General features: G+C 71.1%; 13 protein-coding genes. 10 read left to right on the forward strand and 3 right to left on the reverse strand.

Going from position 1 to position 19638, the window contains the following annotated elements:
* Position 1: 1 nt before the first annotated feature.
* From OG241_RS40370 to OG241_RS40385, 4 genes are all read left to right on the forward strand, one after another.
* The gene (locus OG241_RS40370; protein WP_405822732.1) at positions 2-1435 is read left to right on the forward strand and encodes an NAD(P)/FAD-dependent oxidoreductase; all 1434 of its coding nucleotides are present in this window, start codon (positions 2-4) and stop codon (positions 1433-1435) included.
* A gap of 222 nt (positions 1436-1657) precedes the next feature.
* Positions 1658-2110: a hypothetical protein gene (locus OG241_RS40375; protein WP_405822733.1), complete on the forward strand. Its 453-nt coding sequence runs from the start codon at positions 1658-1660 to the stop codon at positions 2108-2110.
* Positions 2111-2320: 210 nt separating this feature from the next.
* Positions 2321-3019 carry a hypothetical protein gene (locus tag OG241_RS40380; RefSeq protein WP_405822734.1) on the forward strand — a complete coding sequence of 233 codons (699 nt, stop codon included), beginning with the start codon at positions 2321-2323 and terminating at the stop codon, positions 3017-3019.
* A 107-nt stretch (positions 3020-3126) separates the two neighbouring features.
* Positions 3127-3780 (forward strand): hypothetical protein, encoded by a 654-nt coding sequence (locus OG241_RS40385; protein WP_405822735.1) that lies wholly within the window; start codon positions 3127-3129, stop codon positions 3778-3780.
* Here OG241_RS40385 and OG241_RS40390 read toward each other — a convergent pair.
* Positions 3772-4485, reverse strand: a complete 714-nt coding sequence (locus tag OG241_RS40390; protein ID WP_405822737.1) for a phosphatase PAP2 family protein — start codon at positions 4483-4485, stop codon at positions 3772-3774. The two genes, OG241_RS40385 and OG241_RS40390, sit on opposite strands and share 9 nt — an antisense overlap.
* Positions 4486-4823: 338 nt before the next feature.
* The gene (gene gabT, locus OG241_RS40395; RefSeq protein ID WP_405822738.1) at positions 4824-6158 is read right to left on the reverse strand and encodes a 4-aminobutyrate--2-oxoglutarate transaminase; all 1335 of its coding nucleotides are present in this window, start codon (positions 6156-6158) and stop codon (positions 4824-4826) included.
* 327 nt (positions 6159-6485) lie between these two features.
* Here gabT and OG241_RS40400 point away from each other — a divergent pair, with 327 nt between their 5' ends.
* The 3 genes from OG241_RS40400 to OG241_RS40410 all read left to right on the forward strand — a co-directional run bounded on the left by OG241_RS40400 (position 6486) and on the right by OG241_RS40410 (position 12486).
* Positions 6486-8891: an ATP/GTP-binding protein gene (locus OG241_RS40400; RefSeq protein ID WP_405822740.1), complete on the forward strand. Its 2406-nt coding sequence runs from the start codon at positions 6486-6488 to the stop codon at positions 8889-8891.
* A gap of 115 nt (positions 8892-9006) precedes the next feature.
* On the forward strand, positions 9007-10758 hold the full coding sequence (locus OG241_RS40405; protein ID WP_405822741.1) for a PucR family transcriptional regulator: 1752 nt from the start codon (positions 9007-9009) through the stop codon (positions 10756-10758).
* A 270-nt stretch (positions 10759-11028) separates the two neighbouring features.
* Positions 11029-12486 (forward strand): aldehyde dehydrogenase family protein, encoded by a 1458-nt coding sequence (locus OG241_RS40410; RefSeq protein WP_405822743.1) that lies wholly within the window; start codon positions 11029-11031, stop codon positions 12484-12486.
* A 140-nt stretch (positions 12487-12626) separates the two neighbouring features.
* Here the strand turns inward: OG241_RS40410 and OG241_RS40415 are convergent, their stop codons facing one another.
* The gene (locus OG241_RS40415; protein WP_405822745.1) at positions 12627-15512 is read right to left on the reverse strand and encodes a glycoside hydrolase family 3 C-terminal domain-containing protein; all 2886 of its coding nucleotides are present in this window, start codon (positions 15510-15512) and stop codon (positions 12627-12629) included.
* A gap of 362 nt (positions 15513-15874) precedes the next feature.
* Between OG241_RS40415 and OG241_RS40420 the strand changes: the two genes are divergently transcribed.
* Genes OG241_RS40420 through OG241_RS40430 form a run of 3 tightly spaced genes read left to right on the forward strand, consistent with a single transcriptional unit; the run spans position 15875 to position 19547 of the window.
* Entirely contained in the window at positions 15875-17563 is a 1689-nt protein-coding gene (locus OG241_RS40420) for an extracellular solute-binding protein (protein ID WP_405822747.1), read from the forward strand.
* Positions 17563-18624, forward strand: a complete 1062-nt coding sequence (locus OG241_RS40425) for an ABC transporter permease (protein WP_405822748.1) — start codon at positions 17563-17565, stop codon at positions 18622-18624. The genes OG241_RS40420 and OG241_RS40425 overlap by 1 nt, the downstream gene beginning before the upstream one ends.
* Positions 18621-19547, forward strand: coding sequence for a carbohydrate ABC transporter permease (locus OG241_RS40430; RefSeq protein ID WP_405822750.1), 927 nt, complete (start codon positions 18621-18623; stop codon positions 19545-19547). The genes OG241_RS40425 and OG241_RS40430 overlap by 4 nt, the downstream gene beginning before the upstream one ends.
* The last annotated feature ends 91 nt before the right edge of the window (positions 19548-19638 follow it).

Consider the following 19638-nt stretch of genomic DNA (forward strand, 5'->3'; position numbering starts at 1 on the left):
CATGGCCCCAAGCGCCATGACCCATGGAAACGTAAATCGCTGGACGAAATCCCTTTCGGACGCTCAGCCGGTCGCCTACTGGCTGGACGACCCCGGCAAGCCCCACCCCGAGCCCGCCCTCACCGGCGCCGAGAACTGCGATCTGCTGGTCGTGGGCGGCGGTTACAGCGGGCTGTGGACCGCGCTGATCGCCAAGGAGCGCGACCCGCAGCGGGACGTCGTGCTCGTCGAGGGCCGCGAGGTGGGCTGGGCCGCCTCGGGCCGCAACGGCGGCTTCTGCGCCGCCTCCCTCACCCACGGCCTCGCGAACGGGCTGGCCCGCTGGCCGGACGAGATCCACCGGCTCCAGGAACTCGGCGCCCAGAACCTGGACGAGATCGAGAAGTCGGTCGCCCGCCACTCCCTCGACTGCGACTTCGAACGCACCGGCGAGATCGACGTCGCCACCGAACCCCACCAGGCCGACGAACTCCGCGCATGGCACCAGGAGCTGACGGACAAGGGCCTCGCGACCAGCACCGAGTTCCTGGACGCGGAAGCGGTACGGGAGCAGGTCGCGTCCCCCACCTTCCTGGCCGGCCTGCACGACCGCACCGGCGTCGCGCTGCTCAACCCGGCGAAACTGGCCTGGGGCCTCAAGCGGGCCTGCCTGCGCCTCGGCGTCCGCGTCTACGAGCACACCCCCGCCCTCACCCTGCGGCCGTACGGCGCCGGCATGGCCGTACGCACGCCGTACGGGTCGATCCGCGCCCGTCGGATCGCGCTCGGCACGAACATCTTCCCGAGCCTGGTGAAGCGCGTCCGGGCCTACACCGTGCCGGTCTACGACTACGCGCTGATGACCGAACCGCTGAGCGAGGCGCAGCTCGCCGACATCGGCTGGCACAACAGGCAGGGCCTCGGTGACAGTGCCAACCAGTTCCACTACTTCCGGCTGAGCGCCGACAACCGCATCCTGTGGGGCGGCTACGACGCGATCTATCCGTACGGCGGCCGGGTCCGCGCCGAGTACGACGACCGCCCGGAGACCTACGCCAAGCTGGCCGACCACTTCTTCACCTGCTTCCCGCAGCTGGAGGGCGTCCGCTTCACCCACGCGTGGGGCGGCGCGATCGACACCTGCTCGCGCTTCTCGGCGTTCTTCGGCACCGCGCACGGGGGGAAGGTCGCGTACGCGGCGGGGTTCACCGGCCTCGGCGTCGGCGCGACCCGCTTCGGCGCGGACGTGATGCTGGACCTGCTGGCGGGGGAGCGCACGGAGCGCACGTCGCTGGAGATGGTCCGCAGGAAGCCGTTGCCGTTCCCGCCGGAGCCGTTCGCGTGGACGGGGATCGCGTTGACGAAGTGGTCGTTGGCGCGGGCCGATACGCATGGGGGGCGCCGGAATCTGTGGTTGAGGGCGATGGATCGGTTCGGGTTGGGATTCGACAGTTAGCAGCTCATTCGTCGGCTGCGGGTTGGTGGGGGCTTGTCGCGCCCACGCGCCGGAGGCGCATATCGGATACTGCCTCGCGCCCCTTGAGGGGCGCGTGCGCCCAGCTCAGTAGGTATGAGCTGGTTCACCCATAAAACCTGGTGGAACCCGCGTAATGGTCCCGGGAAACCCCCCTCTCCCTCGTGAACGCGACCAGCGTTCACAGAGAAAAGGGAGGTCCCCATGACTGGGGCGAAAACGGCGGTCGAGTGGCTGGCGTCCGTTGCTCCGGATCCCGAGGCCTGCCGGTGGGAATGGGAGCGCAATCCCCAGGGGATCGCGCTGCTGCCCGCCGGCAAGGCCTGGGACGTACTGATCCTGCGGGGTGAACTCGGCTACCCCACCCTCGACGTCCTCACCCGCGTCATCGACCAACCCGGCCCGGTGCTCGTCGACTTCGGCGACTCCCGGATGGGCTTCTTCGTGCCGCCGGGCACCGCGACCCGCTGGCTGGGCACGGGTGTGCGTACGGCGGGACGCGGCACGTGGATCGTCGTCCCGTACCCGGGCCGCGTGACCGGAGGCGTCCGCTGGCTGATCCCGCCGGACGGCTCGGGCACCCTCACCGACCCGGCACTCCTCGAACTGGCCATGCACGAGGCGGCGGCGAATCTGGCGACGGACGACGACAGGTGACGACAGATGAGAACGGAAGGGAAGAGCTGGTGATCCCCGAGGTTCCCGCGGCTGCCTGATTCCCGCGTGACCACGCTCTCGTCGGCCGTCCGTGCGGTCGACGCGAACCGTGGGCGGGGCGGTCGCGGGTGGGGCACCGGCGTGTCGAACAGTGTGTCGAACGACCAGCAGGTGGGTAAGGCCGGGTAATTGACGACAACAGGAGCCGCCGTGGCGTTCGGAGGCAGGGCGAGGCGTGCGCGTGCCCTGGGCCGCACCACCGTCGTGGCCCTCGCGCTCACCGCCGTCGGGACAGCCGTCCTGTGGGTCTCCGACCTGGTCCCGGACTGGCTCGCCCCTCTCCCGGGCGCGGTGGTCACCGCCGCCCTGGTCGAGAGAACGGCTGCCTTCCTGCGCCGCCGGACACCCGGCGGGGACCCGTTGGACTTCCACGTCGCCCTCTCGGACGTCAGCTACCTCCACGTGCCCGCGGGCGCCGGTGAGCCCTCGCGCGTCGTACCGGCGAGCGGGCACACCGTACGGCTGTACGTCACGGCAGCGGAACGTACCGTCGTGCTGGCGGGACTCCGGGTCGTCGTGATCGAACGGCGGCCGCCACGCGGGGAGTTGTCACCGCACGCCGGGGTCCTGCCGGTGCGCGCCTACACGGTGCTGCTCGACGAGGACCCGCCCCGACTCGAACCGCGCGGCGACGACACCCCGGCCACGTTCTCGTACACGGTCGGCCCGGACGAGCCGGAAACCTTCGAACTGCGCGCGGAGACCGAACGCTGGCAGGTGGCCTGGGAGCTGGAGCTCGACTGGGTCTGCGGCCGGCGCAACGGCACCACCAGGGTGGATCTCGCGGGCCATCCGTTCCGGACGGCGGCCCGGCCGCCGCACGGCCTGAGCTGGGAGGACGAGGCGTGAAGTGGTGGCGAGGACGTGAGAGAAAGCCGGCGGACGAGGATCAACGGCAGTACGCGCGAACTCCGCAATCTGCGCAGCCCCCTCAAGCCCCGCAGCCTGCGCATGCCGTGGACTTCGACCTGCAGCTCGGCGGGCTGAGCCATGCCTTCGCCGTGCTCGACCCCAGCACCACCGTCGGCCCGGACCCCGTGCACATCCCCCTCACCGGCCACAACGTGTACCTCGACCTGGCGGCGACCGGCGAGCACGACCTCGTACTGCTCGGCCTGCGCGCGGAGGTGACCGGCCGGGCGCCGATGAAGCCGAGCGGGGTGAGCCTCGTACCCCAGCCGGGCCCCGTCCTCTCGCTCGCCGAGGATCTGTCTCAGGCGCGCCGGCGTGCCCTGGAGAACTACCAGCCCATGCAGATACCGGACGCGGAGGTGTTCCTCGACGAGACCCCGCCGCTGGTGCGGCCCGCGCTCGACGGGCAGGGCATACCCGTGGTGCCGGACTTCGGGCTGCCACTGCGGATCCCGGCCGGCACGGCCTGGCGGCTCGTGCTCGCCCCGCACACGGAGGACCGCGGACGTGTCGAGTGGCGGCTGTTCGCCGACGTCGCCTGCGGCGGTTTCCGGGGAGCGGTGGACTGGGAGCTCAAGGTGACCGCGGAGACCACCATGCGGACCTTCCGTCCGGGCGGCACCGCACCCGAATTCACCCCGGTGTACGTGATCGCACCCCATTGGAGGGTGGCCTGGCCGCCGAAGGGATCAAGGTGACGGCGAGGGCGTTGGCGAGGGCGGGGGTGAGAGTGGGGGCGTGGGCCTGCGGACGAAGAGCCGCAGCAGGATCAGCAGCGCGCCGCACAGACACCAGCTCGCCAGCACGTCCAGCGGCCAGTGGAAACCCCGCACGACCAGCCCGACGGCGACGGCGGCGTTGAGACCGAGGCAGCCTGCCAGGACCAGCCGACGGGCGAACGTGCCGCGCAGCCACGGCCACAGAAGCAGGGTGGCGGAGCCGTAGGCCACGACGGCGGTCGCGGTGTGACCGGAGGGGTAGAACCCGGTGCCGGGGCCCATGACCGGCGGTCCGGACCGGGCGACCAGCTCCTTCATGGGCACGACGATCGCCGGTACGGCCGCCATCAGCACGCCCGCGCCGACCGGTTCCCGCCACCAGCGCTCCGTACCCGCCCGGCGTGCGCGCAGACCGACGTAGACCAGGACGGCGACGAGAACGGGACCGGCGACCAGGATGCTGCCGAGGTCGGCGAGGAGCGCCCAGGGGCGGGAGGGGTGGACCAGCGAGTCACTGAGACGTTCGTCCGCGCGGGCGAGGGGGCCGTGGACGGCGACCTGCCAGGTGATCAGCGCGAAGAGGAGGACCGCGAGGGTCAGAAGGGGGAGGACGCTCCGAGAGGTCGTCCGCCCTGGAACAGGGGGGGTAGCTCCAGGGCGGACGATCAGATCGGGTCGTCGCACGCCCCGGGGGGTTTGGGGCGGGCGACTGTCCGATCGGTGAGGAGACCCGGAACCAGAAGCTCCGGTTGTGTGCGCGAGGGCACGACCAGATCGAAGCTGGGGAGGCCCCGACCAGGCGCCACCCACAGTTTCCTGCGGGCGGGGTGTATCTCTCATCTGGATAGAACCTACGTCAGGGGATGGGTCTCGGACAGACAGAATGACATCCCGCCATCCTCCTCGCACACCTTCTTCACACGCTCTGACGGTGCCCTCGCGGGCCCGGAAACAAGCGGAATCCGGGCCGGTCGGCCGGTATGAGCGCGTGGCGCGGACGGGCGGCGGGAGCCGATGACGCGTCAGACGCTGGTGAAGGCCTGCTCGATGATGTCGAGGCCCTCGTTGAGGAGGTCCTCACCGATCACCAGCGGCGGCAGGAAGCGGAGGACGTTGCCGTAGGTGCCACAGGTGAGGACCACCAGACCCTCCTGGTGGCAGGCCTTGGCCAGAGCCGCGGTCGCCTCCGGGTGGGGCTCCTTGGTGACGCGGTCCTTCACCAGTTCGACGGCGATCATGGCGCCCCGGCCGCGAATATCACCGATGACGTCGAACTTCTCGGCCATGGCGGTCAGCCGGGCCTTCATGACGGACTCGATGCGCTTGGCCCTGGCGTTGAGGTCGAGCTCCTTCATCGTCTCGATCGAGCCGAGCGCACCCGCGCAGGCGACCGGGTTGCCGCCATAGGTACCGCCCAGGCCGCCCGCGTGCGCGGCGTCCATGATCTCGGCGCGCCCGGTGACGGCGGAGAGCGGCAGCCCGCCCGCGATGCCCTTGGCGGTGGTGATCAGGTCGGGCACGATGCCCTCGTCCTCGCAGGCGAACCACTGGCCGGTCCGGCAGAACCCGGACTGGATCTCGTCGGCGACGAAGACGATGCCGTTGTCGGCGGCGAACTTCCGGATCGCCGGCAGGAAGCCCTTCGCGGGCTCGATGAAGCCGCCCTCGCCGAGCAGGGGCTCGATGATGATCGCCGCGACGTTCTCCGCCCCGACCTGCTTGCTGATCTGGTCGACGGCCTGCGCGGCGGCCTCGGGACCGGCGTTCTCCGGGCCGGTGGGCCAGCGGTAGCCGTAGGCGACCGGTACGCGGTACACCTCGGGCGCGAACGGCCCGAAGCCGTGCTTGTACGGCATGTTCTTGGCGGTGAGGGCCATCGTGAGGTTCGTCCGCCCGTGGTAACCGTGGTCGAACACGACCACGGCCTGCCGCTTGGTGTACGCCCGCGCGATCTTCACGGCGTTCTCGACGGCCTCGGCACCGCTGTTGAAGAGGGCGCTCTTCTTGGCGTGGTCGCCCGGCGTCAGCTCGGCGAGCGCCTCGGCGACCTCGACGTACCCCTCGTACGGCGTGACCATGAAACAGGTGTGCGTGAAGTCGGCGAGCTGGGCGGAGGCCCGGCGTACGACCGCCTCGGCGCTGGCGCCGACCGATGTCACGGCGATGCCGGACCCGAAGTCGATCAGCCGGTTCCCGTCGACGTCCTCGATGATCCCGCCGCTCGCCCGAGCCGTGAACACGGGCAGCACCGAGCCGACACCTGCCGCGACGGCGGCCAGCCGCCGGGCCTGCAGCTCCTGTGACTTCGGGCCGGGGATGGCGGTGACTACGCGGCGCTCCTGGGGGAGGGAGGTCATGAGGGGCTCCTGAGGGCGTGACGGACGCGGGGCTGAGGTGCGGCGGACGCGGGGATTTCGCCCCGGTTCTCTTCGCAGGCTAGGGGTGGCGGGTGGGGGCGGGCATGCACCGTTTGGGAGTGGTGGGGGTGTGTCGTTGTCCTTGATGGACAGACGGGTACCCATTCCACAGGCCTCTACGGGCCCTCCATGGGGCGCTGCGCGGCCGGGTTCGGTCCGCGAGGTCGGCCGTGTAAGCGGTGAACTCCCCTTGTGGGAGCGTTAGATTGGCCGCTGTCGAGTGACGGTGGCCTAAGCAGCTGGTCAGGCTGGTCAGGGGGCAGGGCGATGGACAGCGACGGGACCCAGGACGCGCGGGGTACGCATGCGAATCCTGTGCCGCGTCCGGCGGGGCCGCCGGACGGGCCCTCAATGCCGCCTCGGCCGGCCCGGGCCCCTCGGCCCGTCGAGCAGGGGGCGCCGCCGAGTGTGCCCGCGCCGGCGTCCGTCGCCGAGTGGCTGGGCGAGCCGCGGCCCGAGGCCGAGCCCGGGATCTGGCGGTACGGCTACCGGCTGCCCAAGGGAGCCCAGGCGGCGGAACGTCTTTCCCCGGTCACCGTCGTCGGGCTGCTGGTGCCGCTGGTGGTGGGGCTGTTCCTGTGGTCGCTCTGGCGCCGGGGCGCGATGCCGTACCAGTCGGTGCTGCTGAAACTGTTCACGCCGGAGGACTGGTGGTGGGGCGGCACCGTCTCGCCCAAGGGATGGGAGGGCAGCGCGGCCGTCCTCGTCTACAACGGCGTCTTCTTTCTCGTGCTGCTCTACGCGATGGGCCGGCTCGGCAGCTGGCCCGACATCGCCCGGCACTTCGTGGCACGCAGGCCGCAGCCCGCACGGGCCCTGCTCGCCGCGCTGGGCGCCCTCGTCACCCTCAGTTTCGTGTTCCCGAACGCCTTCCCGGGAGCCGGCTGGAACGCCCTGCCGCTCGTCGACGCGGTCGTCGCCCTCGTCGCGTTGATCTCCGGCGGCTTCGACGTGTTCGGGTCGACGGCCTTCAAGGTCGGCCTCTACACCGTCATCACCCTGCTCGTCGTATGGCCGTTCGCCCGGATCGGTGGCTGGTGGGCGTACGCGAAGCAGCGCCTCGCCGCACGCAAGGCCGCCGCCGGTCCCACCGGACCCGCGCCCGCCGACCGGCCGCGCGAGCAGTGGCCCGACCTCCGGGAGGCAGGTCAGTACGAGGCTGCCGAGCTGCTCACCGCCGAGGTGGCCGGCGGCCGGATGAACGACGTGGACTGCGCCCGCGTCGAGCACGCGTGGACGCTCGCCAGGCGGGACGGGCTGCTCGCGGACTTCCGGGACACCGTGCTGAGACAGGGCGCGGCGGCCTGGGTCCACCCCTCCGGCGCCCGGGACCTGACCCGGCGGGCCGCGCGTCACGACCTGACCGTCGGGCAGGTGCGGATCGGCCGGTGGGCGGCGGCCGAGCGGGCGCCGCTCGTCTATCACGGCGCCGGCGCGGCTCTCGGGGCCGAGGTGCTGGGCACCTCCCTGCTCGCGGTCGGACCGTCGGGGGCGGGCAAGACACGGCATCTCATCGAACCGGTGACCGAGGCACTGGCCCTGCGGGCGCTCACCGGGCAGTGCGCGTTCGTCACGGTCGCCGCGCCCGGGACGCCGATCGCCGCGGACACGGCGTTCGACGTCGTCGTGCGGATCGGTGACCGTTCCTCCGTCCACGACCTCGATCCGTACGCCGACTCCGACGACCCCGACGAGGCGGCCTCCTTCCTCGCCGAGGCGCTGGTCGGCGACCTCGACACCGTCGGCACCGAGAGCGCGGCCACCGCGCTCGCCCAGCTGCTCGGCCCCTACCGGGCGGCCCACGGACACTTCCCGGCCCTGCCGGTGCTGCGGGAACTGCTGGAGAGCGACCCGGCCGCGCTGTCCGCCCTGCGCGACGCTCTCGCCGGGGACGAGTACGCCGTCATGCGGCGCGAACTCGACGTACGCATCCGGCAGTCGGCGAGCCCGACGGACGTCGGCCGGACCCTCGCCGACCGGCTCGCGCTGCTCAACCGGCCGGTATTCGACGGCTTCTTCGGCGGGGGCGGCACGGCGAGGCCCTTCTCGCTGCGCTCCCTCGCCCAGTACCCGCTGCGCGTCCGTGTCGACCTGCCCGAGCACGGCCACGAGGAGGCCGCCCGGCTGATCACGCGGCTCGTCCTCGCCCAGTTCAGCGCCGTCGTACGCGACGGACGGCGCCCGCACTTCGCCTGCCTGGTGCTCGACGACGCCACCGGGACGGTCACCGCCGGTTCGGTACGCCGCATCCAGCGGATGCGCACCCAGAACGCGGGCGTCGTCCTCGCCCTGCGGACGATCGGCGATGTCCCGGAGGCGCTGCACGGGCCGCTGTACGGCGCGGTCGGCTGCCGGATGGCGTTCGCCGGCGTGACGACCTGGGACGGCAGCCGGTTCGCCCAGGCCTGGGGCACGGCCTGGGTGGAGACCCGGGACGTGGCCAAGCACACCGTCTTCGCGGACCAGCCGATGACCCGCGCCATCCACGCCCTGCGCAAACTGGTCACCGGCAAGGCGGTCACCACCGACGCGGTGACCGTACGGACGGTCGAACGGGAGCGATGGTCGGCGTCCGAACTGGCGCACGAGGTGCCGCCCGGGCACGCCGTGCTGTCCCTGACGACGGTGGACGGCGAGCACGCGCCTCCGCTGCTGGTGAATCTGCGGGGCTGAGCAGGGACAGCCACCCGCGTGGGGCACGCGGTAGGTACGGTGAGGCAGAATCGGCACAGGCTGTTCATACATGGCGGCCAAAAGTCCACGGAGCTCACACAGATCTGAAGGCCTCATGCCCCCGACGCTCGCCTCGCTCGTCCACCACTCCACGCTCAAGCTGACCGTGCGGGCCGGCGGGGACCGTCTGGACGTGCCCGTGCGCTGGGCGCATGCCAGCGAACTGGCCGACCCCGTCCCCTACATGGAGGGCGGGGAGCTGCTCCTGATCACCGCCCTCAAGCTGGACGCCGAGGACGCCGAGGCCATGCGGCGCTATGTGAAGCGGCTGGCCGCGGCAGGGGTTGTCGGACTCGGCTTCGCCGTCGGGGTCAACTACGCGGACATCCCGAAGGCACTCGTCGAGGCGGCCGAGCACGAGGGGCTGCCCCTTCTGGAAGTCCCGCGCCGCACGCCGTTCCTCGCGATCAGCAAGGCGGTGTCGGCGGCCATCGCCGCCGACCAGTACCGGGCGGTGACCGCCGGCTTCGCCGCACAGCGCGAACTGACCCGGCAGGCGCTGACCGACGGTCCGGAGGGCCTGCTCGCCTCGCTCGCCTCGCAGGTCGACGGCTGGGCGGCGCTGTACGACGCCTCGGGCGCCGTCGTCGCCACCGCACCCGAGTGGGCCGGGCGGCGGGCGGCTCTGCTCACGGCGGACGTGGAACGGCTGCGGGAGCGGCCGGCACCGGCGAGCGCGGTGGTGGGCGCGGGCGGCGGGGACGAGGAGGGGGAGCGCGACCGGGTCGAGCTGCACTCCCTCGGCACCGGGCGCCGGCCGCGCGCCGCACTGGCCGTGGGTACGGCCGCCGCGCTCGGTACGGCGGAGCGGTACGCCCTCCACTCGGCCATCGCCCTGCTGACCCTCACCACCGAGCGGTCCCGTTCCCTCCAGGCCGCCGAACAGCGCATCGGGGCGGCGGTGCTGCGCATGCTGCTGGCCGGCGAACCCGACCACGCGCGCGCCGTCGCCGGGGGTCTGTACGGCGAGCTGCTCGACGCGCCGTACCGGATCGTCGTCGCCGAGTCGGCCACCGCGCCGATCGGAGGGGCACGGGAGGGCGGGAGCGGCGGTGTGAGCAGGTCGACCGCCGGTGCGCTGGTGGCCGCCGACACGAACGGCGATCCGCTGGGCGGGCTCGCCGAGTGCCTGGAGTCGGCCGCCGCGCGGGCCGGGGAAGCGGTGCTGGTGGTGCCGGAGGGTGAACGACTGGTCGTGCTCGCGGTGGACGGGGGTGCGGCGGTGGGGGCCTGTGAGGAGTTCGCCGCGGCGTTGGAGGGGGCGCGGGCGGAGGTGCGCGGGCGGGGAGAGGCGTTGGCCTCTGCCTCTTCCTCTTCTTCCTCTTCCCTTTCCTCCTCCGGTCTTTCCGGTCTTGGCGGTTCTTCCGGTGACGAGGACGAGCTTGTGGTCGGGATGTCCGGGCCGGCCGGGCCCATCGCCGCGGCGGCGGCGTACAAGCAGGCCGAGCAGGCGTTGTCGGTGGCCCGGCGGCGGGGGCGGGTGCTGGTCGGGCACGAGCAGCTGGCCGCGGGGTCCGTGGTGCCGTTGCTGGCCGACGACGCGGTGCGGGCGTTCGCGGACGGGTTGCTGCGTCCGCTGTACGAGCATGACGCGACGGGTCGGGGTGACCTGGTGGCTTCGCTGCGGGCGTGGTTGTCCCGGCACGGGCAGTGGGACGCGGCTGCGGCGGATCTTGGTGTGCACCGGCATACCTTGCGGTACCGGATGCGGCGGGTGGAGGAGATTCTCGGGCGGTCGTTGGATGATCCGGATGTGCGGATGGAGTTGTGGCTGGCCTTGAAGACGACGGCGGCGGTTGGGGAGTGAGGTGGGGGGTGGGGGTGGTTTTTTCGCCCCCGCCGCCCCTACCCGTCCCATCCCGTTCCTGGGGGCTGCGCCTCCAGACCCCCGCTGTCGGCCCTGAAGGGGCCTCGTCCTCAAACGCCGGACGGGCTGGAAATGCGGGCCGGCGCTGGAGGGCGCGGCCGGTGCTGGTGATTCGGTGGAGCCCACTACGCCAAACCGTCACACCCCCCACCCCCTACCACTCCACCCCGGACAAACAACCCCCCGCCCTCCCCGTCCTACCGTGTACCCATGACCTCCACGTCGCCCGTCACCCACGCCTTCTGGCTCGCCGGCCGTCAGGCCACCGGCGAGACCACCTTCGACGTCACCTCCCCCTGGGACGGACGCCTCGTCGGCACGGTCGGCGTGCCGACCGAGGCCCAGGTCGAGGAAGCCGTCGCCGCCGCGCACGCCGTCCGCGACGAGTTCGCCGCCACCCCGGCCCACGTCCGCGCCGCTGCCCTCGACCACGTCAGCCGGCGTCTCGTCGAGCGCACGGAGGAGATCGCCCAGCTCATCTCCGCCGAGAACGGCAAGCCGATCAAGTGGGCCCGCGGCGAGGTCGGCCGAGCCGTCTCCGTGTTCCGGTTCGCGGCCGAGGAGGCCCGGCGTTTCAACGGCGGCGAGGCGCAGCGCCTCGACACCGACCTCGGCGGTCAGGGCCGGCTCGCCCTCACCCGGCGCTTCCCGAAGGGGGCCATCCTGGGTATCGCGCCCTTCAACTTCCCCCTCAACCTCTGCGCCCACAAGATCGCCCCGGCGATCGCCGCCGGCGCCCCCATCATCCTGAAGCCGGCCCCGGCCACCCCCCTCTCCGGCCTCGTCATCGGCGAACTCCTCGCCGAGACCGACCTGCCCGCCGGGTCCTGGAGCATCCTCCCGGTCGCCAACGACCGCATGCCCGCCCTCGTGCAGGACCCGCGCCTCCCGGTGATCTCGTTCACCGGGTCGGAGAAGGTCGGCTACGCGATCATGGACTCCGTGCCGCGCAAGCACTGCACCCTCGAACTCGGCGGCAACGGCGCGGCGGTCGTCCTCGGCGACTACGCCTCCGACGCCGACCTCGACTGGGCGGCGACCAGGATCGCCACCTTCTCCAACTACCAGGGCGGCCAGTCCTGCATCTCCGTGCAGCGGGTCATCGCGGACGCCGCCGTGTACGACCGGCTGCTGCCCCGTATCGTCGCCGCCGTCGAGGCCCAGGTCACCGGTGACCCGGCCGACGGCGCGACCGACGTCGGGCCGCTGGTCAGCGAGGACGCGGCCAAGCGGGTCGAGGCGTGGGTCGACGAAGCCGTAGGGGCCGGTGCGAACCTCCTCGCCGGTGGCAAGCGGGACGGTGCCTCGTATGCGCCGACCGTTCTCACCGACGTACCCGACGATGTCACGATCTCCTGCGAGGAGGTCTTCGGGCCGGTCCTCACGGTGCGGAAGGTGGACGGCGAGGCCGAGGCGTTCGCCGCCGCCAACGACTCCAAGTACGGCCTCCAGGCAGGCGTGTTCACCCATGACCTCCAGGTCGCCTTCCGGGCCCACCGCGCCCTGGAGGTCGGCGGTGTCGTCATCGGCGACGTGCCGTCCTACCGTGCCGACCAGATGCCGTACGGCGGCGCCAAGCAGTCCGGCGTCGGCCGCGAGGGCGTCAGGTTCGCGATGGAGGACTACACGTACGAGCGCGTTCTCGTACTGACGGGTCTCGCCCTTTAGGCAGAAGGGTCCCGCCCTCTAGATAATGGGAACCGTTTCCATATAAGCTCACCGATGACGCGAACGCGCCGTCACGAAAGGGTCCGGCACCGATGCCTTCCGGTGCCGGACCCCTTCCATGTGCCGACCGCTCCGGACCCTCAGCCGGAGAAGCCGACGTGCGCCAGCCGCAACGGGCCGCGCAGCCTGAGGCGCACGTCGTGCACGCCGTGCACGCTGTCGTCGTCGACGGTGAGCGTGGCCCGGACCGTCGTGTAGTCGTACGGACCCTCGGTCGGTGTCGGGGTCAGGACGGCCGCGGCTTCCGTGTCGCCGTCGAGTACGACCTCCACCACCCCCTCGCCCGCCACCTCGACCGTGATCCCGGCGACGCCCGCCCCGAAGTCGCAGTCCCGGTAGAGCAGTTCGGCCTCCTTGCCGCCCGCCGGAGTCACCGCGTCGCCCGACACCTTCGTACGGTCGACGATCTCGGCGCCGTGCTGCTCGTCGAAGTCGGCCGCGGAGAGGCCGAGTTGCCGGACCGGACGCGGTGCCGACGGGGTGCCGGTCACCTGGACCGTCGTACGCACGCGGATGTCCTCGCTCGACGCGCCCACCAGGACCTCGTACGCGCCCGGGGCGAGGCGTCGGCCGCCGGACGCCACGTCCCAGAACTCCAGGCAACTGAGCCGGAGTTCGAAGGAGACCTGGGTCGACGCTCCCGGGGCCAGGGTGAGCCGGCGGTGGGCCAGCAGCTCCCTGCGCGGGCGGGCGACCGGTGACTCGGGCGCCCTCGTGTACAGCTGGGCCACCTCGTCCGCCGTGACGTCCCCGGTGTTGGTGACCGTGAACGACACCCTCAGTGTCCCGTCGGCCTCGTCGGGCTCGGCCGTCAGGTCGGCGTACGCGAACGACGCGTACGACAGGCCGTGGCCGAAGGGGAACAGCGGGGTGCCCTCGAAGTAGAGGTACGTCTGCCGGGAGCCGATGATGTCGTAGTCCAGCAGGTCGGGAAGGTCCGCGTCGTCGGCGTACCAGGTCTGCGGGAGGCGGCCCCCCGGAGAGACGTCGCCCGCCAGGACGCGCGCCAGCGCCGTGCCCGCCGCCTGGCCGCCGTGCGCCGTCCACAGGGCGGCCGGGATGTCCGTGGCGTCGACCGCGTACGGGTACGCCGAGACCAGGGCCAGGACCGTCCGGGGGTTCGCGGCGCGGGCCGCTTCCAGCAGGCGCCGCTGGTGGGCGGGGAGGCGGAGCGTCGTGCGGTCCTCGGTCTCGCGGCCGTTGATGTGCGGGTCGTTGCCCGCGACCACCACGACCGCGTCCGCCCGGGCGGCCACTCTCTTCACCGATTCCTCACCACGTTCGGCGACGATCAGTTCGAAGATCTCCCCAGGCGCCTCGTCGCCGTCGGCAACTCTCACGCCGTCGGCGGCGACAGAGACGTGGCGACCCGTACCGACGTGCCTGAGGAGGTGACGGTTGTTGTGGGACTCCCCGGACCCGTGGGGCTCCAGGCGGAACGTCTCCTGGACGACCCAGCCGCCCGGCTGGTCCGCCGACGCCCGTACGAAGCCGTCCTCCGCGACCGAGAGGTACCGGCCGTCGGGCGCCCGCAGCGTCAGGATCCCCTCGCCCCACTCGGTCAGCGCGAACTCGGTGCCGTCGGCGTCGGCGGTGAGCGCGGGCAGGTCGGTGCGGCCCGCGAGGAGGGCCGGGTCCAGCGCGCCCTCCGCGCCCCGGGCGACGTCGGGCACGTCCTCGGCGTGCGGTACGCGCAGGAACGTACCGGCCGACGTGCGCAGCCTTACGCGGTCCACGCCCTCGGCGAACTCGACGTGCTCGGCGCCGAAGCGCTCGTACAACGCCTCCAGCGGTGTCGAGCGGTGGATGAGGGTGCCGCTGTACCAGTCGGTCTTGCACTCGTCGGCGAGCAGACCGACGACCGCCACGCGCGAGCCGGGGGCCAGCGGGAGCGTGTCGTCGTTCTTCAGCAGGACGATCGCCTGTTCGGCGGCCTCCTGGGCCAGGGCGCGGTGGGCCGGGGTGTCGAAGTCCGAGGAGTCCGTGTACGGGTCGTACTGCGGGTCGAACTCGCCCAGTCGGAAGCGCACCGAGAGCTGGCGGCGGACCGCCCTGTCGATGTCCTCCTCGGTCAACAGGCCCTGGGACAGGGCGCCTTGCAGACGGGCGACGATCTTCGAACTGTCCGTGCCGTGGTCGGTGAAGCTGTCCACGCCGGCGATCAGCGCGGCGGCCGTCGCCTCCTCGTGGGTGTCGAAGTAGTGCTCGGAATCGACCAGGTTGGAGGGCGCGGCGGCGTCCGAGCAGACCATCAGGTCCTCGTCCGTCCAGGTGCGCAGGTGGTCGCCGAGGAGCGGCGAGACATGGTTGGGGCGGCCGTTGACCAGGTTGTACGCGGGCATCACCCCCGCCACCGCGCCCGCCTCGACCGTCTCGCGGAAGGCGCGCAGGTCGTACTCGTGCAGGACGCGCGGGCGGACCGAGGAGGACGTGACGTCCCTGCCGGTCTCGTTGTTGTGGGCCAGCCAGTGCTTGAGGACCGGGGCCGTGCGCCAGTACTCGGGATGGTCGCCGCGCAGACCGCGGGTGTAGGCGGTGGCGATCGCCGAGGTCAGCTTCGGGTCCTCCGAGTAGCCCTCCTCGTTGCGGCCCCAGAGGGGGTGGCGCAGCAGGTTGACCGTGGGCGCCCAGACGTTCAGGCCGACGCGGTCGTCGCGGGTGCGCAACGCCCGGACCTCCCTGGACACTGCCTCGCCGACGCGCCGCACCAGCTCCTCGTTCCAGGTCGCGCCGAGACCGACCGCCTGCGGGAACACGGTCGCCGGGCCCATCCACGCCACCCCGTGCAGCGCCTCCTGGCCGGTGCGGAAGGCGGCGACGCCGAGCCGCTCGACGGCGGGCGCGAACTGGTGGAGGAACGCCACCCGTTCGTCGAGGGTGAGGCGCGACAGCAGATCGTCGATGCGCTTCGCGGTCGGCAGCCGCGGATCGCGGAATGGCGGCGAAGGCGGCGTTTGTGCGGTCACGTGGGGTTCCCTTTGCAATGGAGTGGCTCAGCGCATTCGAAGCGCTTCGATGCTCATTCGATGTGGGGGTGGGTGTCAAGAGACCCAGACGCAACAAATCCGTCTCCCGCCCGTGATGTCAGGCGGCGCCAGGGGGTGGTTTGGGCCGCCACGCGGGGCTTCGTACCTCGGAGGAATCTTGGAACCGACCCTTGTGCACCCTCAGGTGTTCACTTAACCTCGCAGCAACATCGAAGCGCTTCGACTGCGGATTGCCGTAGCACGAGTCGGAGAATCGCTTCAGCTCAGCCAGTTCCACTCAAGACACCGCAGCCGACGGCTCCTCCGCCGGGTGTCCTGGTGCGCCATGAAGGGTTGACGCAATGACGCCGAACGCCGCCGCCCCCTCCTCCGGTCCTTCCGGGCCGAGCCGGAGAAGTTTCCTCGCCTCGACGGCGGTCGCCACCGCCGCGGTGGCGGGCGGGATGCCGCTGCTTGCCGCCTGCGGGGGCTCGGGCGGCGACGAGCGCGAGGGAGCCACCTCGGGCAAGGCCGCGGCCAAGCTCCTCCCGACATTCGTCGCCAGCGCGGTCGCCACGCCGGACCTTCCGTCGAAGAACGGCTCGGCCTCCGGCTACACCGGCAAGGTCGACCTCGCCGCCCTCAAGGCCTCCGTCCCGGAGAAGCTCGCCACCGGCGCCCCCTTCAAGATCATGTCCCCGTTCTGGGGCTCTCCGCCGAAGGCCGACTGCGCCTACTACAAGGCACTCGACGCGGCGGCGGGCACCAAGGTCACCTGGCAGAACCAGGACGGCAACACCTACGGCCAGAAGCTGGGCGCCGTGCTCGCCTCCAGCTCCATTCCCGACATGGTGGTCGTGCCCAGCTGGGAACTGGTCGGCAAGATCGCGAACGCCGTCACCGCGAAGTTCATGGACCTCGGCCCCTACCTGGCGGGCGACAAGGTCAAGAAATACCCGAACCTGGCCGCGATACCCTCCGACGCCTGGCGCATGGGCATCTTCGGCGGCGCGCTGCGCGGCATCCCGATGCCGGTCGCCACCGCGACCCTCATCGTCCCGTACTACCGCAAGGACATCTTCGACAAGAAGGGCTACTCCGTACCCAAGTCGCCCGACGAGTTCCTCAGCTGGGCCAAGGAGGCCACCAGCGCGAAGGCCAAGGTGTGGGCCTGCGGCGACATGTCCTGGACTGCCTTCAACATCTTCGGCGTCCGCGCCTCCGGGTCGCTGGGCTGGAACATCGGCGACGACGGCAAGCTGACGTACCGCATCGAGCAGCCCGAGTACCTCGAAGCCCTGGAGTGGACGCGCAAGCTGTTCGACGCGGGTGTGGTCCACCCCGACGACAAGGCGCGCTCGGGCGACGTGGGGAACCGTTTCACCGCCGGGCAGATCCTCGTCTACAACAACGACATGTCCCACTGGTACGGCAAGACCTCCGAACAGGCGGCGTCCAAACCGGACTTCGTGATCGACGGCATGGACATCTTCGGCGCCGACGGCGGCGACCCCAAGCTGTGGGCGGCTCAGCCCGCCAGCATCTGGTCGATGATCCGCAAGGGCGCCTCGAAGACGACGGTCGAGAACGCCCTGGCCGCCGCCGACTTCTCGGCCGCGCCCTACGGCACCAAGGAGCGGATGCTCGTCGACTACGGCGTCGAGGGCACCCACTACACGGTCAAGGACGGCGTCCCGGTCAAGAACGACCTGGGCAACTCCGAGGTGGTCAACGCCTGGGTGATGCTGGCCGCACCGGCCGCCTACTTCGCCCACCCCGACTTCCCGGACGTCGCCCGCAAGCAGGTCGAGTGGCAGCAGCGGATGGGCGCCTTCATGAAGAAGACGTCCACGTACGGCATGAACATCGTCGAGCCGACCCGCTACGCCAACCTCTCCAGCCAGTTCGAGCAGCTGGAGATCGACTACGTGCGCGGCAACCGCAAGCTGTCCGACGTACAGGCCGCCATCTCCACCTGGAAGTCCTCCGGCGGCGAGAAGCTGCGCGACTGGTACAAGGACCTCATCGACAAGAACGGCAGCGGCAACTGATGTCGCTCACGGCCGGGAGCAGGCCGGACGGGACTCGATCTCCCGCGGCGGTCGAGGAACCGACGGCCGCGGTCGCCACCGCGGGGGCGAAGGTTCGGGTGCCGCGCAGGACGGCCAAGGCGGCAAAGGCGGGCAAGGTTCCCTGGCGGGTCCGGCTGCGCCGCGACCGCGCGCTCATCCTGATGACACTGCCCGTCATCCTCCTGCTCCTCCTCTTCAACTACGTCCCGCTGCTCGGCAACGTCGTCGCCTTCCAGGACTACGACCCGTACGTCTCCAGCAACGGCGTCACGGCGATCTTCCACAGCCCCTGGGTGGGTGTGGAGCAGTTCTCGCGGATGGTCGACGACCCGCTGTTCTGGGACGCGGCGCAGAACACGATCGTGCTGTTCGCGCTCCAACTGGTGCTGTTCTTCCCGCTTCCCATCGCCCTCGCGCTGCTCATCAACAGCGTGATCCGGCCCCGGGTCCGGGCCGTGGCGCAGGCGATCATGTACCTGCCGCACTTCTTCTCGTGGGTTCTCGTGGTCACCGTGTTCCAGCAGATCTTCGGCGGCGCGGGCATCATCGCGCAGACCCTCGAGGACCACGGGTGGAGCGGCTTCGACCTGATGACCAACGCGGACCTCTTCAAGTACCTGGTCACCGCGCAGGCCGTCTGGAAGGACGCCGGCTGGGGGATCATCGTCTTCCTCGCCGCGCTGGCCGCCGTCAGCACCGACCTCTACGAGGCCGCCGCCATGGACGGCGCCGGGCGCTGGCGCCGCATGTGGCACGTGACGCTGCCCGCGCTGCGCCCGGTGATCGCCCTGCTGCTGGTCCTGCGGGTGGGCGACGCGCTGAGCGTCGGGTTCGAGCAGTTCCTGCTCCAGCGGGACGCGGTCGGCGTGGGAGTCAGCGAGGTCCTCGACACCTACGTGTGGAACATGGGTATCCAGAACGGCGACTTCAGCTACGCGGCCGCGGTCGGCCTCGTCAAGGGAGCCATCGGAGTGTGTCTCGTCCTGGGCGCGAACAAGTTCGCGCACCTGCTGGGTGAGCAGGGGGTGTACCAGAAGTGAGCCTCAACACGCAGCTCGTCCGCAGCCTCAGGGCCCCCGCCCGGCCCGTCTGGGAGGAGCCGCCCAACAAGGCGGGGCTCACCGCCAAGAGCGGCTTCCTCCTGCTGTGCTGTCTGGGCGTGCTCGGCCCGCTGTGGATCGTGATCGTCACCAGCCTCTCCCCGAAGCCGGTGATCGACCGGGTCGGCGGCCTCGTCGTCATCCCCCAGGGCATCACCTTCGTCAACTACACCGAGCTGCTCAGCGGCGGCCAGGTCAGCCGGGCGATCATGGTCTCGGTCGGTGTCACCCTGTTCGGCACGCTGTTCTCGATGGCGGTGTCGGTCCTCGCGGCCTACGGGCTGTCCCGGCCCGGCAGCCTGGGGCACCGGTTCTTCCTGCTCACCATGATGGCGACCATGTTCTTCGGAGCCGGCCTCATCCCGACGTACCTTCTGGTGCAGTCGCTGGGGCTCACCGACACCTATCTGTCGCTGGTCCTGCCCAGCGCGGTCAGCGTCTTCAACATCCTCGTCCTGCGCGCCTTCTTCATGGGGATCTCGCCCGAGCTCACCGAGGCCGCGCGGATCGACGGGGCGGGGGACGTGCGGATCCTGCTGACCATCGTCATGCCGCTGTCCCGGGCGGTGCTGGCCGTGATCTCCCTGTTCTACGCGGTCGGCTACTGGAGCGCCTGGTTCAACGCGTCCATCTATCTCAGTGACCAGGAGATGATGCCGTTGCAGAACGTGCTCATCCAGCTGGTCCAGAAGCACACCGAGTCGCCCACGGGGCTGCAACAGGCAGTGCGCACCGGGCAGTTGTCGGCGCTGGGGCTGCAGATGGCTGTGATGGTGCTCGCGTTGATCCCGGTCGCGGTGGCGTCGCCGTTCGTGCAGCGGCACTTCAAGAAGGGCATGTTGACCGGCGCGGTCAAGGGCTGACGGTCGGTTTTCGCTTTTCGCCGTATGGGGTGCCTCTTGCGGTCTGGTGGCGACCGCGGGTGCGTCGTGGCTTGTCGCGCAGTTCCCCGCG

Source organism: Streptomyces sp. NBC_01390, assembly GCF_045040105.1.
Taxonomy (GTDB): Bacteria; Actinomycetota; Actinomycetes; order Streptomycetales; family Streptomycetaceae; genus Streptomyces.

Bases quoted from the DNA above. Each gene is read 5' to 3' on its own strand.
- OG241_RS40370 (WP_405822732.1), top strand. From the start codon at position 2: ATGGCCCCAAGCGCCATGACCCATGGAAACGTAAATCGCTGGACGAAA.
- OG241_RS40375 (WP_405822733.1), top strand. From the start codon at position 1,658: ATGACTGGGGCGAAAACGGCGGTCGAGTGGCTGGCGTCCGTTGCTCCG.
- gabT (WP_405822738.1), bottom strand. From the start codon at position 6,158: ATGACCTCCCTCCCCCAGGAGCGCCGCGTAGTCACCGCCATCCCCGGC.
- OG241_RS40400 (WP_405822740.1), top strand. From the start codon at position 6,486: ATGGACAGCGACGGGACCCAGGACGCGCGGGGTACGCATGCGAATCCT.
- OG241_RS40405 (WP_405822741.1), top strand. From the start codon at position 9,007: ATGCCCCCGACGCTCGCCTCGCTCGTCCACCACTCCACGCTCAAGCTG.
- OG241_RS40410 (WP_405822743.1), top strand. From the start codon at position 11,029: ATGACCTCCACGTCGCCCGTCACCCACGCCTTCTGGCTCGCCGGCCGT.
- OG241_RS40420 (WP_405822747.1), top strand. From the start codon at position 15,875: ATGACGCCGAACGCCGCCGCCCCCTCCTCCGGTCCTTCCGGGCCGAGC.
- OG241_RS40425 (WP_405822748.1), top strand. From the start codon at position 17,563: ATGTCGCTCACGGCCGGGAGCAGGCCGGACGGGACTCGATCTCCCGCG.